This window comes from Brevibacterium sp. LS14 (assembly GCF_012027885.1).
Lineage (GTDB): Bacteria > Actinomycetota > Actinomycetes > Actinomycetales > Brevibacteriaceae > Brevibacterium > Brevibacterium casei.
Genome location: NZ_SJXG01000007.1, coordinates 167,085 through 183,464, shown reverse-complemented (window position 1 = coordinate 183,464; position 16,380 = coordinate 167,085). Strand labels below are relative to the sequence as shown.

Here is a 16,380-nt window from a genome sequence, read left to right as displayed (position 1 = left end):
CACAGCCGTTTAGACTGAGACGGTGTCGGAGCACTATTTCACCGAGAGCCCCTCGAGCCAGGCCAAACGCCGCGAGATCACCCTCGATCTCGCCGGTCGCACCGTGGCCCTGGAGACGATGAGCGGGACCTTCTCCCCCACCCGTCTCGACCCCGGCACGGCGGTGCTGCTCAAGCATCTTCCCGATCCCGCACCCGGCGACCTCCTCGATCTCGGGTGCGGTTGGGGTCCCATCGCCCTCCATTCCGCGCTCCAGGCCTCCGACGCCGAGGTGGATCTGCGGGTGTGGGCCCTCGACGTCAACTCCCGCTCCCTCGAGTCGACCGCGGCGAATGCGGCCAGGCTCGGCCTCGATTCGGTCCGGACCGTCACCGCCGACGAGGTTCCCGCGGACGTCCAGTTCTCCGCGATCCGCTCGAATCCGCCGATCCGCGTCGGCAAGGACGTCCTCCACGAGCTCCTCGAGACGTGGCTGCCGCGCCTGGCCCCGGGCGGGCGCGCCGACCTCGTCGTGTCGAAGAACCTCGGCGCCGATTCGCTGCTGACATGGATCCGCGAGATGCTCGGCGAGGGTTTCACCGCCGAGCGCACCGCCTCGTCAAAGGGCTTCCGGGTCCTCACGATCCACAGGGACGCCTGAGCTTCCCCCGCCGAGGCGGTCTGTTCCAGCAGGTCATCCCCCGCCGAGGCGGTCGCTCAGTCGATCGTGCCCGTGGCCACGAGCACGGCCGGACCCGCGAGGGTGACGGTTCCCTGGTCACCGCCCTCATCAGGGGTGATGCCGATGCGCAGGCGTCCCCCGGGGACGTCGACACGCCACTGCAACGGTGAGGTCGGTCCCGCCCAATGGTGGGCGGCGATGGCCGCCGCGCACGCCCCGGTGCCGCAGGATCGGGTCTCGCCGACTCCGCGTTCGGACACCCGCATGCGCAGAGCGCCTTCGCCTCCGGCGAGGTCGCTGCGGGCCGGTTCCATGACGATGAACTCGACGTTCGACCCTTGCGGGGGCACGGGGTCGAGGACGGGAGCGTCACGGAGGTCGGCTGCGGAAAGTTCGGCCGCCTCGGCGAGGGCGACGACGGTGTGCGGATTCCCCGTCTCGACGGAGAGCCCAGGTCGGGGGACGTCGATGCCGTCGGTGGTGACGAGGGTCTCGGCGGTCTCATCGATCGACCAACGGCCCATGTCGACGGTGTACCACGCGTCCTCGGGGCCTCCGGGGGTCGACGCCGTCGACGGCTCGGTCTCGCCGAGGGCCGGGTTGAGGGTGATGCGCACGGTCTTGATGCCGTCCCGGGTGCCGACTTTGATCTCCTCGCTGTCGGCGGGGACCCGGCTGGTCTCGAGCAGGGCATGGGCGAAGACGCGCACCCCGTTGCCGCACATCTCGGAGAGGCTGCCGTCGTGGTTGTAGTAGTCCATGAACCATTCGGCGCCGGCAGCGGCCTGCTCGTCGGCGCCGGGGATGCCGCTGTCGGCTGAGCGCACGATGCGGATGACGCCGTCGCCGCCGAGGCCCGTGCGCCGGTCGGCGAGCAGCGCGACGGTCTCGGGATGGAGGGTGAGGTCGCCGCCGTCATCCTCGAGGAGGACGAAGTCGTTCTCGGTGCCGTGGCCCTTGTGGAACCGGGTGCCGGCGAGTGCGGCGAACGGGGTATTCATGACTCCAGTCTAACGATGTCCAGGGCCCGGTCGAGCTTCGCCCCCGCCTCGGCGACTCCGGAGTCGATCCAGGTCACGCGCGGATCGCGGCGGAACCATGTGTCCTGGCGGCGGGCGAACTGGCGGGTGCGCACGATCGTCGATTCGCGGGCGGACTCGGCGTCGATGGCGCCTGCGAGGTAGTCCTGGATCTGCGCGTAGCCGATCGCCCGCGACGCGGTCTTCCCGCGGGCGAGCCCCTGGTCGAGGAGAGTGCGGACCTCGTCGACCCACCCGGCGTCCCACATCAACCCGACGCGGGCGGCGATGCGCTCGTGCAGGGTGCTGCGGTCGAGGGCGAGGCCGATGTGGATCGTCGGTTCGATCGCCGTGTACTCAGGCAGCGACGCGGTGAAGGGCTGCCCCGTGAGCTCGATGACTTCGAGCGCCCGGACGATGCGGCGGACGTCGTTGACGGTGATCTTCTCCGCGGCCGTGGGGTCGAGGTCGGTGAGTTTCGCGTGGGCGGCCCACCGGTCGGCGTCGACCTCGGTCTCGAGTCGGGCGCGCACCTCCGGATCGGTGCCGGGGAAGTCGAGGTGGTCGGTTGCGGCACGGGCGTAGAGTCCCGACCCGCCGACGAGGATCGGCCGGTGCCCGCGGGCGCGGATGTCGGCGATCGCGGCCCTCGCCTGCTCTTGGAAGGTCTGGACGTTCGCCTCATCGGTGACGTCAAGGATGTCGATGAGGTGGTGCGGGACGCCGCGGCGTTCGTCCGGCGGCAGCTTCGCCGTGCCGATGTCCATCCCGCGGTAGAACTGCATCGCATCCGTGTTGACGATCTCCCCGCCGAGGCGCTCTGCGAGGTCGAGGGCGAGATCGGACTTCCCCGTCGCCGTCGCTCCGACGACCGTGATGACGGGTGGGTGCTCGTGGGTCTCGGCGTGCTCGCCCATCTCAGTACTCGATCTCGGCGCAGAGGGTGCGGACGTCGTGGACGGTCGTGTCGACGATGATGGTCGTGCGGTGACGAGAGGTCGTCGTTGTCGTACCGAGCGCGCGACCGAGGAGGTCGAGGTCGGCGTGGACTGCCGCGGCCTTGCCGACGAGGTCGCGCAGTCGCTCGAGGTCACCGGCTCGCACGGCGTCGACGACGGCGGTGTCGAATTCGCGTGCCCCGGCCACCGGTGCCAGCGGTGAGTCCGCCGAGGCGGCCGCGGAGAGGTCGATCGGGATGAGGATGTCGTCACTGGAGCCCAGCGGTCCGATGGTCACGCCCGCATCATGCGCGTGGAGGGACGCGACGCTCAGTCCCGGGTGGGCGGTGACACAGTGCTCGCGCTCGGCTTCGTCGAGCTCGGTCGCTGCCTCCACCCAGTCCGCCCCGTCGAGGCGTTTCCCCGTGCGGGTGTCGATGCCGCGGTCGATGCCGAACCCGCCGAGGCCGAGGAGTGTCGGGAGCATGTCGACGGGCAGGGCCCACCGGTCGGCTGAGGTCAGGGTCGCACGGATCCCGGCGCGCACCTCGGCGACGGACTCTGTCTCGGAGAGATCGACGTCGGGAAGGAGAACGGGGGCTGAGGGGATGAGCGCGAGGCGGCCCATCTCAGCTGCGGGGGCGGATCGTCGGCATGCCGAGGACCGTGGCACCGCCGGCCGATGAGTCGGGACTCGGTGCGCCGCAGGAGTCGGCCTGGGCCCGTTCGTAGGCGTCGCCGGCGCGTGAGGGGCGCACGCTGTACCCGGTGTCGGCGAGGAGGAAGTAGGGTTTGGCGTCGGTGACGGTAGCGGTGACGAAGTCGCCGGGTCGCGGTGCCGGTGTGCCTTCGGGAAGTCCGACGTGGACGAGGCGGTTGTCGGCGGCGCGACCGCTCAGGCGCGGGGAGTCGGCGCTCGGCAGACCGGTGACGAGGACCTCGACCTCGGTGCCGATGAGGGCCCGGTTCTCCTCCCACGCGATCTCGTCCTGGAGGGCGATGAGGCGTTCGAAGCGCTCCTGGACGACCTCTTTGGGCAGCTGGTCGGGCATCGTCGCGGCCGGGGTCCCCGGGCGGATCGAGTACTGGAAGGTGAAGGCCTGGGAGAAGCGGGCCCGGCGGACGATGTCCATTGTGCCTGCGAAGTCCTCCTCGGTCTCGCCCGGGAAGCCGACGATGATGTCGGTGGTGATCGCGGCGTTGGGAATGCGGTCGCGCACGGAGTCGAGGATGCGCATGAACCGGGTCGTCCGGTAGGAGCGGCGCATGGCTTTGAGGATCCGGTCGGACCCGGACTGCAGCGGCATGTGCAGCTGCGGCATGACGGTGGGGGTCTCGGCCATCGCCTCGATGACGTCGTCGGAGAACGCGGCCGGGTGCGGGCTGGTGAAGCGGACGCGTTCGATGCCCTCGACGTTGCCGACGGCGCGCAGGAGCTTCGCGAACGCGCCCTTGTCGCGGAATTCGGCGCCGTAGGAATTGACGTTCTGGCCGAGCAGGGTGACTTCGACGACGCCGTCGGCGACGAGGGCTTCGACCTCGGCGAGGATGTCGCCGGGACGGCGGTCCTTCTCCTTGCCGCGCAGGCTCGGGACGATGCAGAACGTGCACGTGTTGTTGCAGCCGACGGAGATCGAGACCCAGCCGGAGTGCTGGGATTCGCGGCGGCTCGGCAGAGTCGAAGGGAAGACGTCGAGGCTTTCGAGGATCTCGACCTGGGCCTCTTCGTTGTGGCGTGCGCGTTCGAGCAGCGCGGGCAGGGATCCCATGTTGTGGGTGCCGAAGACGACGTCGACCCAGGGGGCCTTCTTGACGATGGTGTCGCGGTCCTTCTGCGCCATGCATCCGCCGACGGCGATCTGCAGACCCGGGTGTTGCTCCTTGACCTTGGCGAGGCGGCCGAGGTTGCCGTAGAGGCGGTTGTCGGCGTTCTCGCGCACGGCGCACGTGTTGAAGACGACGACGTCGGCCTGGGATTCGACATCGGCGGGAACGTATCCGGCGTCGTCGAGGAGTCCGGACAGGCGCTCGGAGTCGTGGACGTTCATCTGGCAGCCGTAGGTCTTCACCTCATAGCTGCGCGGTTGAGCGTCGGTGGCGTGCGGGGCGTCGATGAGTTCAGTCATGGCCCCACCATTCTACCGCCGTCGAGCACGCCCCTGTCTCCGGCTCAGGTCTCAGCGAGGACCTCTCGAGTGACCTTGAGGCAGATCGTCGAGGAGAAGCCACGGCGGGCGAGCATCCCGAGGATGCGGCGCTCGCGGACCTCATGGGCGAGACCCCGGGTCGAGCGCGCCTTCTTCTCGGCGACCTCGCGGGCGAGGTCCTCCTCGCCGTCGACCTCGTCGACGACACCGGCGATGGTCTCCTCGTCGATGCCCTTCTTCACCAGCTGTCGGCGCAGGGCCGAACGGGAGAGCTTCCGGCTCTCCCGCTGGGCTTTGGCGAAGCGCTGGGCGAACTGGGTGTCGTCGAGAAGGTTCGAGTGCTCGAGCTTCGTGATGAGGCGGTCGACGACCGCAGGCTCGATGTCACGGCGCAGGAGCTTCTCGCGCAGCTCGGTCGACGAGTGGTCGCGCATTGCGAGCATGTTGAGCGCGGTCCTCTTCGCCTTCGCATACGCCTCGGCGAGTTCCGGAGAGTCCGCGAACGGCTCGTCGGGCACGGTACCGGCCGGCTCCCCCGCGCTGGGGCCCGCGCCGGGCACTCCCTGAGCGGAACGTGCCGAACCCGGCCCCGCCTCGGCGGAATCAGCCGAACCCACCGCACCCTCGGACCCGGTGCCCGACGTCTCTTCGGCGTCACCGGCGTCGAGTCGCGCGAAGAAGCCCGTCCCGCCGGCGGCCTGTCGAGACTCGAGGTCCGACAGGGCCCGGCGAAGGTCGGTGAGCGTCGTCGGGTCCTCGCTCATGGCCTCACGAGACCTCGACGTCGTCGGACTCCTCAGCGGCAGGAGCGTCGGCGGGATCCTCGTCGACCTTGATCAGCCCCATCTTGTGCTTGATCTTCAGCTCGATCTCCTCGGCGAGGCCGGGGTTGTCGCGGAGGAAGTTGCGGACGTTCTCCTTGCCCTGGCCCAGCTGGTCGCCGTCGTAGGTGAACCACGAACCGGACTTGCGGATGATCCCGTTGTCGACGCCCATGTCGATGAGGCTGCCTTCGCGGGAGATGCCATGGCCGTAGAGGATGTCGAACTCGGCCTGCTTGAACGGCGGGGCGACCTTGTTCTTGACGATCTTCGCCCGAGTGCGGTTGCCGATCGCGTCCTGGCCCTCCTTGAGGGTCTCGATGCGGCGGACGTCGATGCGCACGGAGGCGTAGAACTTCAGCGCCTTGCCGCCCGAGGTGGTCTCGGGTGAGCCGAAGAAGACGCCGACCTTCTCACGGAGCTGGTTGATGAAGATCGCCGTGGTCTTCGACTGGGCGAGTGCTCCGGTGATCTTCCGCAGGGCCTGCGACATGAGGCGGGCCTGGAGGCCGACATGGCTGTCGCCCATCTCGCCCTCGATCTCGGCCTTGGGCACGAGCGCCGCCACCGAGTCGATGACGATGATGTCAAGGGCGCCGGAGCGGATGAGCATGTCGGCGATCTCGAGCGCCTGCTCACCGGTGTCGGGCTGGGACACGAGCAGCTGGTCGGTGTCGACGCCGAGCTTCTTCGCATACTCGGGGTCGAGGGCGTGCTCGGCGTCGATGAACGCGGCGATGCCGCCGGCCTTCTGCGCGTTCGCGACGGCGTGGAGGGCCACGGTCGTCTTACCGGAGGACTCCGGACCGTAGATCTCGACGACGCGGCCGCGCGGGAGACCGCCGATGCCCAGGGCGATGTCGAGGGAGACCGAACCCGTCGGGATCGACTCGATCGGCTCCCGGACTCCTTCGCCGAGGCGCATGATCGCGCCCTTGCCGTAGTTGCGGTCGATCTGTCCGAGGGCGGCGTCGAGGGCCTTCGACTTGTCGCCGCCGGTGGGGATCTGCAGGTTCTTGGGTGTACGCGCCATGACCTCTCCTAAGGTGTCGTTTCCTGTGAGACCAACGCTAGAAGACGGCACTGACATGAGGACAGAGGAGGATTCTCCCCTGTGGACAGTCGGCCACTCGTGGTCACAGGTCCCGTGATTCGCTCACCAGCATAGCCCATATGGGAACAGGTGTTCGATATATGTCGGCGTGTCGGGCGAAGATCTGTCCGAACCACCAGGCATGCCGCAGCCCCGGATGAGGTCAGAACGGCGTCGACCGGGGCTTCTCCTTGCCGAGGCGACGGGATTCGGGGACGCCCATCGAATCGCACACGGCGATCCAGATGTCGCGGGGTTCGATGCCGCGGCGGAACGCCTCGGCGGCGGTGATCGACCCGATGCTGCTCAGGGTGAGGTCGGTGTGGAGCGAGGCCGCGCGGGCCTCACCGAACTCCTCATTCATGAGGGTCCAGTAGAGGGTGTGGCGCATTACGGCTTGGCTGCCAGCCGCGGAGACGGGTATCCGCCGGGGTGTCCGAGGATCTTGTCCGAGAGCTCCTGCGGGATGGTATCCGGGATCTCGACGCCCTCTGCCAGGGCGAAGCGATCGGAGACCTCGGTGAGCAGCGCCGAGACGGGGAGATCGAGGGCTTCGCAGATCGCCGACAGGAGTTCGGAAGAGGCTTCCTTCTGTCCGCGTTCGATCTCGCTGAGGTAGCCGAGCGAGACGCTGGCTCCCGTGGAGACATCGCGCAGCGTCCGTCCCTGACGGCGGCGAGCGGAACGCAGGGCGTCGCCGATTTCAACTCTCAGTAACATTGTGCGTCCCTCCCTTTGCTCGCGCGATCGTGCATTCAACTTTACAGCCCGGCCGCGCGGACGCGCCAACCTGGGCGGGTGAGATCGGGGTATTGCCAGTCCTTTCGGAGAAACCGGCGCGGTGGCATTTCAGTGCGTATGTCATTGTGATGAGACAACCGCTGAGACAGGGAACTTATTCCGCGCTCATTCCCCACCGGGACCGAACGCGAGCTTCGTCGTGAACTCGCCGAGGCGCTCGATCATCGTCGCGACCGTGGCCTGCCGGATCGCCTCCCGGTCCCCGGTGAAGTGATGCTCGAGGACTTCTGCACGGGAGCCGAAGGCGACGGCCGTGAAGACGAGTCCGACCTCCTTGCCGTCCTGCGGATCGGGTCCGGCGACCCCGGTGCACGAGACCCCGATGTCGGCGATGCAGGCGCGAGCGGCTCCGACGGCCATCTCCGCGGCGACGTGCGGGTCGACGGGTCCGGTCTCCTCGAGACGGTCGGCATCGACCCCGGCAAGGGTCGCTTTGAGGTCGGTGGCATAGGTGACGAGTCCCCCGCGGACGACCGCGGAGGCGCCGGGGACGTCGACGAGAGTGGAGATGAAGCGTCCCGCGGTGAGCGATTCCGCCGAGGCGACCGAGAGTCCCAGCCGCGTGCACGTGGCGATGATGCCCCGGCACGTCGCGAGAAGGTCAGCGGCCATCGTCGGACTGTGACTGGCCCGGAGTGCCGTCATCGCGAGTGCCACCACGGTTGCGTTCGCCGAGGTTGCCGCCGCTGTCCGCATTGCCGGCAGGTGCGCCTGCCTCCCCCGCATGCGCGGCGCGGGCGAGCTTCGCCGCCTGGATGCAGTAGTCGACGCCGGTGACGATCGTGACGATGATCGCGGCGACGAGGACGAGCCACGCGATGACGAGGAGGACGACGGCGACGACACCGGGCACGAGGAACGCGAGCGGCTTCCACAGGAGCAGGAGGCCGATCGCCACGGTCTGGAGGACGGTCTTGATCTTGCCGCCGCGGGAGGCGGGCATGACGGCGATGCGGATCATGAAGAACCGCAGCACCGTGATGCCGAGTTCACGGACGAGGATGATCACGGGCACCCACCACGGGACCTCGCCGACGACGGCGAGGCCGATGAGAGCCGCTGCCATGAGCGACTTGTCGGCGATGGGGTCGGCGATCTTGCCGAAGTCCGTGATGAGGTTGTACTTGCGAGCGAGGTCGCCGTCGATCTTGTCGGTGAGCATCGCGAGCAGGAACACCGCGAGCGCCCACCACCGCGTCGTCATGTTCTGCCCGCCGTCATTGAGAAGCAAGACGAGGAAGACGGGAACGAGCAGGATCCGCACGACAGTCAGCGCGTTGGGGAGGTTCCAGTTGCTCGGGGCGGCCTCGGGTGGGGTCTCAGCTCGTTCGTTCACACCTCAACCCTATCGGAGACCCCTGGCAATGAGACGGAGCCGACCGCTTATCGTGGGCGATCGACTCCGCAATCGTTATGCCGGCCGCCTCACAACGGCCCGTGGCCTCAGCGGCCGGTGAGCTGCCAGGCGTCCTCTCCCGAGGCCTCGACGACCTCGAGTCCCGTCTCCGGGTCGATGTCGCCGACCCGCAGATCCTCGGCATGGCCGACGCCGTTGCCGTAGCGGTCCTCCCTCGCCGAGGCGGTCCCCCGACTGTCATCGGACGCACCGTACTCGTCGCCGGAGTCACCGTAGTCGTCGTCGAAGTCCTCGGCGAAGTCATCGGCAGCCGAGGCACCCGCGGACGGATCGGCCGCCTCGGCGGGCGGGGTCTCCCCCTTGATGACGGCCAGGGTCGCCGGCAGATCCTCGGGGCGGACGAGGACGTCGCGGGCCTTCGATCCCTCGGAGGGGCCGACGATGCCGCGGGACTCCATGAGGTCCATGAGGCGACCGGCCTTCGCGAAGCCGACACGGAGCTTGCGCTGGAGCATCGAGGTCGAGCCGAACTGGGTGGTGACGACCTGTTCGGCGGCCTGGAGGAGGAGTTCGAGGTCGTCGCCGATCTCCTCGTCGATCTGCTTCTTCGGCGCCTCGACGGCGACGTCCTCGCGGTAGTTCGGGGTGAGCTGGCCCTTGACGTGCTCGACGACCTTCTCGATCTCGGACTCATTCACCCACGCGCCCTGGACGCGCATCGGCTTCGCCGCACCCATCGGCAGGAACAGGGCATCACCCTGCCCGATGAGCTTCTCCGCACCGGGCTGGTCGAGGACGACGCGGGAGTCGGCGAGCGAGGACGTCGCGAACGCGAGCCGGGAGGGCACGTTGGCCTTGATGAGGCCGGTGACGACGTCGACGCTGGGACGCTGGGTGGCGAGCACGAGGTGGATGCCGGCGGCGCGGGCGAGCTGCGTGATCCGCTGGATCGAGGCCTCGACGTCGCGGGGGGCGACCATCATGAGGTCGGCGAGCTCGTCGACGACGACGAGGAGGTACGGGTAGGGCTGGAGGACGCGCTCGGACCCGGGCGGCACCTGCACACGTCCCTCGCGGACGGCCTTGTTGAACTCCTTGATGTGCTTGAAGCCGAAGTTCGCGAGGTCGTCGTAGCGGGCGTCCATCTCGCGCACGACCCATTCGAGCGCCTCGGCGGCCTTCTTCGGGTTCGTGATGATCGGCGTGATGAGGTGCGGGATTCCCTCGTAGATCGTCAGCTCCACGCGCTTGGGGTCGACGAGGATCATGCGCACCTCGTCGGGGGTCGCGCGCATCATGATCGAGGTGATCATCGAGTTGACGAAGCTCGACTTACCGGCACCGGTGGCACCGGCGACGAGGAGGTGGGGCATCTTCGAGAGGTCGGCGACGACGAATCCGCCTTCGACGTCCTTGCCCACGCCCATGACCATCGGGTGGTCGGTCTTGCGGGCGGCCTTCGATCGGAGCACATCACCGAGGGCGACGTTCTCGCGGTCGGAGTTCGGGATCTCGATGCCGATCGCCTTCTTGCCGGGGATCGGCGAGAGGATGCGGACGTCGGCGCTGGCCACGGCGTAGGCGATGTTCTTCGACAGCGCGGTGACCTTCTCGACCTTCGTGCCCGCACCGAGTTCGACCTCGTACCGGGTGACCGTTGGTCCGCGGGAGAACCCGGTGACCTGGGCGTCGATCTTGAACTGCTCGAGGACGTCGCGCAGGGCCTCGACGACGCGGTCGTTGGCCTCGGAGCGCTCCTTCGCGGGCGGTCCGGGGACGAGGTAGTCCGAGTTCGGCAGGGTGTAGGTGACGTCGCCGGCGAGGGTGAGCTGTTCGACGCGTTCGGGCAGCTGCTCGGTCGGCGGGGGTGCCGGGGTGTTCGTCGTCGGCACCGGCGCCGAGGCGGCGGCGGAGTTCGCGGTGTGCGCGACGGTCGGTGCGTCCTCCATGCCGATGGCCTTCTTGAGCGCCGAGGCCTCGCGTTCGGCCTTCGTCGGGCGGCGCTCCCCGGGCTTGAACTGGGGTTCGGTCTCGATGACCGTGGTCGCGGCCTCCTCGTCGGAGACCTCCTCTTCGCGGATGTAGGCCTTGTCGTAGGCCTTGTCGGCGAGGTCGTCGTCGACGGGGGTGTCGAGCTCGGGGATCTCGGTCTTCTTCTTCCGGCTGCGGCGCTTGGCGCCCATGACCGGTTTGAGGCTCGAGGTGTGGGTGTTCTCGGCCACGAGATCGGTCGAGTGCGCCTCGCCGGCGTCGGCATCCTCGGCGTTCGGGGTCGGCCGGGCTCCGCCGGTCAGGCGCTGGTAGAGCGCGGTGAGCCGGGGCGGGATCGCGCGGACCGGGGTCGCGGTGACGACGAGGAGGGAGAAGAGTCCGAGGAGGACGAGCAGGGGGACGGCGACGTAGACGGTCGTGGCGATGACGAGCGGGGAGGAGATGACGAAGCCGAGGGCTCCGCCGCCGTTGGCCATCGCCTCACGGGAGTTGACGAAGCTCGGGTTGCCCGCGGCGATGTGGGCGAGTCCGGCCGCCGAGAGGAGCAGCAGGACGATGCCGATGAGGATCCGGTTGTTGCCGCGGTTGTCGTCGCCGCGGAGGAAGAGGCGGATCGCATAGGCGAGGAAGACCACCGGCAGGGCGAGTGCCACGCGGCCGAAGGTGCCTTCGACGACGTTGCGGACCACATCGCTGATCGCGCCGGGGATGTTCCACCATTCGAAGGCGGCGATGACGATCGAGAGCCCGACGAGGAAGAAGGCCGTGCCGTCCCTCTTCGTCGGTGACTGCTCGTCCGGTTCGTCACTGAGGATCTTTCGCGCACGGTTTCCGGCCATGTGGGCCACTCCCCTCCACGCACCGGTGACAACGTTTGTCCCGGGGTCTTCGGTCCCCGCTTGTCCGGAACCGCCCTTCGCCTTGGAGGCCGCCTTAGAGGCAGAGCGCTTTCCGGTACCAGAAGCGGGGGAAGTCGTTCTGGTCGCCATGCTCCATATCCTAGGGCGATTCGGCGCGCGGGGCCTGCAAATCCGGAGGTCTCGGCGCGCCTTGAGGGTCGTGTGGCTTCGACGCGGTGATCCGACAAAAAAGCGGTCTGCTAACCGCGTTTTTGTCGGATCACCGCGTCAGTGTTCGGAGGGGCGTCGCGTCGCCGCGTTTGTGTCGGTTCACCGCGTCGGTGGCTGCTCGTCGTCGTCGGGGCCGCCGAGGCGGTCGCCGGCAGAACTGGTGCGCGCGCTCGGGTGCATGGCGACGAAGACCGCCCACTCGCGCGTCCCAGCGCCGTCACTGCGGGCAGCGGAGTTCCGGGAGCGGAAGTCCTCGAGCAGGTCCTCGAGTCGCTGCCGGAACTCGTCGACCTCCTCGGCGGTGAGCATCGCTGCCATCCGACTCATCGTCCGCTCCTCATACGGGGCTGCCGAGAACTCCGCGGAGAACGCATCGATCATCGGGTTCGTCACGTCGCCGGCGTCGATGAACCAGCTCTTGCCCGTCGCGAGGTACGGGATCTCCCGTGCTCCGCGGCGACCGCGCCGCACCTCCTGGGCCGCGAGGAACCCGGTGTCGGCGAGCATCCGCACGTGGTGGAGGGAGGTCGCAGGATTGAGCCCGGTCGCCTCGGCGATCTCACGGTTGGTCAGCGCCTCATTGAGGCACAGGCGCAGGATCCGGAGCCGCACACTCGAGGCGAGCGCCTTTGCCTCTGCGTCGGTGGCGTCGCGGCGCTCGATCGCCACGGCGACACGCTCGGCGTCGCGGGTGGGGCGCTCGGCGTCGCGGGTGGGGCGCTCGGCGCCGCGGGTCAGGGGCTCGCTGTCGCGGCCAGTGCTTGGCGGTGGGCCTTCTCGCCCCTCGCCAGGCATTGCCGGCTTCGCGTTCATGGCGTCTCCGCATTCATGCCGTCAACGCTAGCCAACGGTTGAGAGAAGTCAATCACTTCGTAATGGGGCATTGTCCGCCGAGCGCAGTGGTGTCAGACTACTGATTGAGAGAACTCAATCACTGCTGTGATTCCCGCTGACTCGAAGAAGAGCCCATGAGCACAGACGACGCTACTGATCCGCCGACTACACCGGTGCCGACGACACCGCCCCCGATGCCTTCACCGCTGCCCGCACCGGCCTCTCAGTCAGAGCCGGCGGAATCGTGCCCGAGCACCACTCCCCCGGACTCACCGTCGAACGCAAGCACGTCGTCAAGCAGCATGCCCCCGACAGCACCGTCGAGCGACACTGCGACACAGACCGAGCCAAGGTCCTCACCCGCGGACAGCGCTCTGCCGACTTCGTCGTCGAGCTCTGGCTCTCCGACCGGACCACGCTCTCTGTGGCGCCACCACGACTTCCGGCAGCTGTGGATGGGCGACACTGTCTCCGTCTTCGGCAACCAGCTCGTCCTCTTCGCCCTCCCTCTCATCGCCGTGCAGCTGCTCGAGGCGAACGCGTTCGAGATGGGCGTCCTCGCCGCGCTCGAGAACGCCGCCTTCCTCCTCATCAGCCTCCCGGCCGGCGCTTGGGTCGACCGGATGCGCAAGCAGCAGGTCATCGTCGCAGGCGATCTGCTCCGCGCCGCGTTCCTCCTCACGATCCCGCTCGCGTGGGCGCTCGACCTGCTCACCATGGTCCAGCTCTGCATCGTCGCAGCATGCGTCGGCGTCGTCACCGTCTTCTTCGACGTCGCGAACCAGTCCTATCTGCCCGAGATCGTCGCGGGCGACCAGATCGGCGACGGCAACGGCAAACTTCAGGCGAGCCAGCAGACCGCCCTCGTCGTCGGCCCCTCGACGGCGTCAGGACTTGTCGGCCTCATCGGCGGACCACTGACGATCGCGGTGACGAGCGTGTGCATGGGACTCTCGAGCCTCTTCGTCAGCCGCATCCGCCACCGCGAAGACACGCCACAGCCCGACAGCAGACCGACGCTCGTCGCCGACATCCGCGAGGGCCTCGCCTTCGTCTTCGGACACCCGCTGCTGCGCCGGATCGTCGCATGCACGGGCCTGTCGAACTTCGCCTCCTCGGCGATCTTCGCACTCCTCGTCCTCTACGCGCTGCGCACCCTCGACCTCAACCAGTTCCAACTCGGACTCGTCATGTCCCTTGGTGCCGTCGGCGGCATCGTCGGGGCACTGAGTTCGTCGTGGGTGCAGAAGGTTATCGGCGAGGGCCGCTCGATCGCGGTCTCGGCGACGCTGTCCGGCCTCACCTCACTCGCCGTCCCCCTCGCCTCCGTCCTCCCGTCGCTGCCGACGCTGCTCATCGGGTGGCTCGTCCTCTCATGCTGCGTCGTCGTCTACAACGTCACGCAGGTGAGCTTCCGCCAGCGGCTGTGCCCGAAGCCGCTGCTCGGGCGGATGAACGCCTCGATCCGCTTCCTCGTGTGGGGTCCGATGCCCGTGGGCGCGTTCCTCGGCGGGACCATCGCGCAGGGGATCGGCATCGTTGCCACACTGTGGATCTTCGCGGGCCTCGCCGTGCTCTCCGCCCTGCCGGTGCTCATCTCCCCGCTGGTCGGGATGCGCACGCTCCCCCGCGAACTCGACGCCCTCGCCGACTCCACGACGACATCGTGACCCCGGCCCCGCCTCGGCGAGGGAACACCACTGGACCACATCGACAACAACGCGGTGACACAACCGACCAGAAACAACAACGCGGTGATCCGGCAAAAACGCGGTCTGCTAACCGCGTTTTTGTCGGATCACCGCGTCGGTGGTTGCGGAGTGTCGGATCACCGCGTCGGTGCCGCCTGATCGCCGGACGACGCCCGCGCCTCAGGCCTCAGGGCCTCGCGCCGCAGGCCTCAGGGCCTCAGGCCTCAGGGCCTCAGGGCCTCAGGCCTCAGACCTCAGGCCATCTTCGCGTACGCGGGCAGGGTGAGGAAGTCGACGTAGTCGGGGGCGACGGCCACGGAGAGGAAGAGGTCGGTGGCGTCCTTCCAGTCGGATTCGTCACCGGGAAGCTTCGCGACCTCCTCGGCGACGAGCTTCTCGACGAGCTCCCGAGTGACCTTCTCACCGGTGTCGAGTTCGACGCCTGCGTCGAGCCACTGCCACACCTGGGAGCGGGAGATCTCGGCGGTCGCCGCATCCTCCATGAGCCCGTGGATCGCGACCGCACCGTTGCCCTCGAGCCACGCCCGCAGGTACTGGATGCCGACGCTGATGTTCGTCCGCAGCCCCGCCTCGGTGATGGCACCCGGGGTGGATTTGACGTCGAGGAGCTCGGCGGCGGTGACGGAGACATCCTCGCGCTTGTTGTCGATCTGGTTGGGCTTGTCGCCGAGGGTCTCGGTGAAGACCTCCTTGCACAGGGCGACCATGCCCGGGTGGGCGACCCACGAGCCGTCGAAGCCGTTGCCGGCCTCACGGGACTTGTCCTCGCGGACCTTGGCGAACGCCGCTTCGTTGGCCTCGGGGTCCTTGGCCGGGACGAACGCGCTCATGCCGCCGATCGCATGCGCCCCGCGCTTGTGGCACGTGCGCACGAGCAGCTCGGTGTAGGCACGCATAAAGGGCACCGTCATCGTCACGTCCGAACGGTCGGGCAGGAGGTAGTCGGAGCCGCGGGAGCGGAAGTTCTTGATGACGGAGAAGATGTAGTCCCAGCGGCCGGCGTTGAGGCCCGCGGAGTGCTCGCGGAGTTCGTAGAGGATCTCCTCCATCTCGAACGCCGCCGGATAGGTCTCGATGAGCACGGTCGCGCGGATCGTGCCGCGGGCGAGGCCGAAGGAGTCCTCAGCGTGCTCGAAGACCTGGTTCCACAGGCGCGCCTCGAGGTGGGACTCCATCTTCGCAAGGTAGAAGTACGGGCCCTTGCCCTTCTCGATCTGGAGCTGCCCGGCGGTGGCGAAGTAGAGCGCGAAGTCGACGAGCGACCCCGAGGTCTCCTCACCGTCGACGAGGATGTGCTTCTCCGGCATGTGCCACCCGCGGGGGCGGACGACGATCGTCGGCAGCTCCTCGTCGGGGGCGAGCGTGTACTCCTTGCCCTCGGGCGAGGTGAAGTCGATCTCGCGGGTGAGGGCGTCGAGGAGGTTGATCTGACCGCCGATGACCGAGTCCCACTGCGGGGTGTTCGCGTCCTCCTGGTCGGCCAGCCACACCTTCGCACCCGAGTTGAGCGCATTGATCGTCATCTTCTTGTACGTCGGGCCGGTGACCTCGACGCGACGGTCCTCGAGGCCGGGCGCAGGCGGGGCGACCTGCCAGGTCTCGTCCTCGCGGATCTCCTTGGTCTCGGGAAGGAAGTCGAGGTCGGCGCCGTTCGCGATCTCCTGCTGGCGCACCCGGCGGGCCTCGAGACGCTCGAGGCGGTCCCCGTTGAATTTCCGGTGCAGCTCGGCGATGAGCTCGAGCGCCTGCGGGGTGAGCACCTTCTCCGCCCCGTCGGGCAGCTCGCCCCTGATCTCCATCCCTGCGGGAACGTCGAGGTTCTCGATATGAGCAGTCATCGGTGGTTCTCCTTCTACAGCACCTCTGCGGTGCGTCGAGTATCGCTGGCAACGGGGTTTGACCGGCGAAACTTTCACATCGTGAAATTTATTGTTC

Annotated in this window: 15 protein-coding genes; 2 read left to right on the top strand and 13 right to left on the bottom strand. The window is 68.2% G+C overall.

Features of this window, described 5'->3' with window-relative positions:
* Nucleotides 1-22 precede the first annotated feature (22 nt).
* Nucleotides 23-640 carry a methyltransferase gene (locus EZE58_RS00870; RefSeq protein WP_167559592.1) on the top strand — a complete coding sequence of 206 codons (618 nt, stop codon included), beginning with the start codon at nt 23-25 and terminating at the stop codon, nt 638-640.
* Nucleotides 641-696: 56 nt separating this feature from the next.
* Here EZE58_RS00870 and dapF read toward each other — a convergent pair whose 3' ends face one another.
* From dapF to EZE58_RS00810, 12 genes are all read right to left on the bottom strand, one after another.
* Nucleotides 697-1,662, bottom strand: a complete 966-nt coding sequence (dapF, locus tag EZE58_RS00865) for a diaminopimelate epimerase (RefSeq protein ID WP_063250558.1) — start codon at nt 1,660-1,662, stop codon at nt 697-699.
* The gene (miaA, locus tag EZE58_RS00860; RefSeq protein ID WP_095376496.1) at nt 1,659-2,597 is read right to left on the bottom strand and encodes a tRNA (adenosine(37)-N6)-dimethylallyltransferase MiaA; all 939 of its coding nucleotides are present in this window, start codon (nt 2,595-2,597) and stop codon (nt 1,659-1,661) included. Before miaA ends, dapF begins: the two co-directional genes overlap by 4 nt.
* Before the next feature lies 1 nt (nt 2,598).
* On the bottom strand, nt 2,599-3,246 hold the full coding sequence (locus EZE58_RS00855; RefSeq protein ID WP_095376495.1) for a hypothetical protein: 648 nt from the start codon (nt 3,244-3,246) through the stop codon (nt 2,599-2,601).
* 1 nt (nt 3,247) lies between these two features.
* Nucleotides 3,248-4,744, bottom strand: coding sequence for a tRNA (N6-isopentenyl adenosine(37)-C2)-methylthiotransferase MiaB (gene miaB / locus EZE58_RS00850; protein ID WP_167559590.1), 1,497 nt, complete (start codon nt 4,742-4,744; stop codon nt 3,248-3,250).
* A gap of 44 nt (nt 4,745-4,788) precedes the next feature.
* Nucleotides 4,789-5,529, bottom strand: coding sequence for a regulatory protein RecX (locus EZE58_RS00845; protein WP_167559588.1), 741 nt, complete (start codon nt 5,527-5,529; stop codon nt 4,789-4,791).
* A gap of 4 nt (nt 5,530-5,533) precedes the next feature.
* Nucleotides 5,534-6,619: a recombinase RecA gene (gene recA / locus EZE58_RS00840; RefSeq protein WP_009378512.1), complete on the bottom strand. Its 1,086-nt coding sequence runs from the start codon at nt 6,617-6,619 to the stop codon at nt 5,534-5,536.
* Between the two features lie 223 nt (nt 6,620-6,842).
* The gene (locus tag EZE58_RS00835; protein ID WP_009378509.1) at nt 6,843-7,070 is read right to left on the bottom strand and encodes a DUF3046 domain-containing protein; all 228 of its coding nucleotides are present in this window, start codon (nt 7,068-7,070) and stop codon (nt 6,843-6,845) included.
* The gene (locus EZE58_RS00830) at nt 7,070-7,399 is read right to left on the bottom strand and encodes a helix-turn-helix transcriptional regulator (RefSeq protein WP_009378508.1); all 330 of its coding nucleotides are present in this window, start codon (nt 7,397-7,399) and stop codon (nt 7,070-7,072) included. Before EZE58_RS00830 ends, EZE58_RS00835 begins: the two co-directional genes overlap by 1 nt.
* Before the next feature lie 186 nt (nt 7,400-7,585).
* The gene (locus EZE58_RS00825; protein WP_009378506.1) at nt 7,586-8,092 is read right to left on the bottom strand and encodes a CinA family protein; all 507 of its coding nucleotides are present in this window, start codon (nt 8,090-8,092) and stop codon (nt 7,586-7,588) included.
* Entirely contained in the window at nt 8,082-8,816 is a 735-nt protein-coding gene (gene pgsA, locus EZE58_RS00820) for a CDP-diacylglycerol--glycerol-3-phosphate 3-phosphatidyltransferase (RefSeq protein ID WP_009378504.1), read from the bottom strand. The genes EZE58_RS00825 and pgsA overlap by 11 nt, the downstream gene beginning before the upstream one ends.
* 107 nt (nt 8,817-8,923) lie before the next feature.
* Nucleotides 8,924-11,668 carry a DNA translocase FtsK gene (locus EZE58_RS00815; protein ID WP_009378502.1) on the bottom strand — a complete coding sequence of 915 codons (2,745 nt, stop codon included), beginning with the start codon at nt 11,666-11,668 and terminating at the stop codon, nt 8,924-8,926.
* Between the two features lie 330 nt (nt 11,669-11,998).
* Nucleotides 11,999-12,712, bottom strand: coding sequence for a winged helix-turn-helix domain-containing protein (locus EZE58_RS00810; protein ID WP_205771980.1), 714 nt, complete (start codon nt 12,710-12,712; stop codon nt 11,999-12,001).
* Between the two features lie 395 nt (nt 12,713-13,107).
* On the opposite strand from EZE58_RS00810, the gene EZE58_RS00805 reads away from it, so the two are divergent.
* Nucleotides 13,108-14,403, top strand: coding sequence for an MFS transporter (locus EZE58_RS00805; protein WP_040341832.1), 1,296 nt, complete (start codon nt 13,108-13,110; stop codon nt 14,401-14,403).
* 275 nt (nt 14,404-14,678) lie between these two features.
* Here the strand turns inward: EZE58_RS00805 and aceB are convergent, their stop codons facing one another.
* Nucleotides 14,679-16,283: a malate synthase A gene (gene aceB / locus EZE58_RS00800; protein ID WP_095376491.1), complete on the bottom strand. Its 1,605-nt coding sequence runs from the start codon at nt 16,281-16,283 to the stop codon at nt 14,679-14,681.
* Nucleotides 16,284-16,380 lie beyond the last annotated feature (97 nt).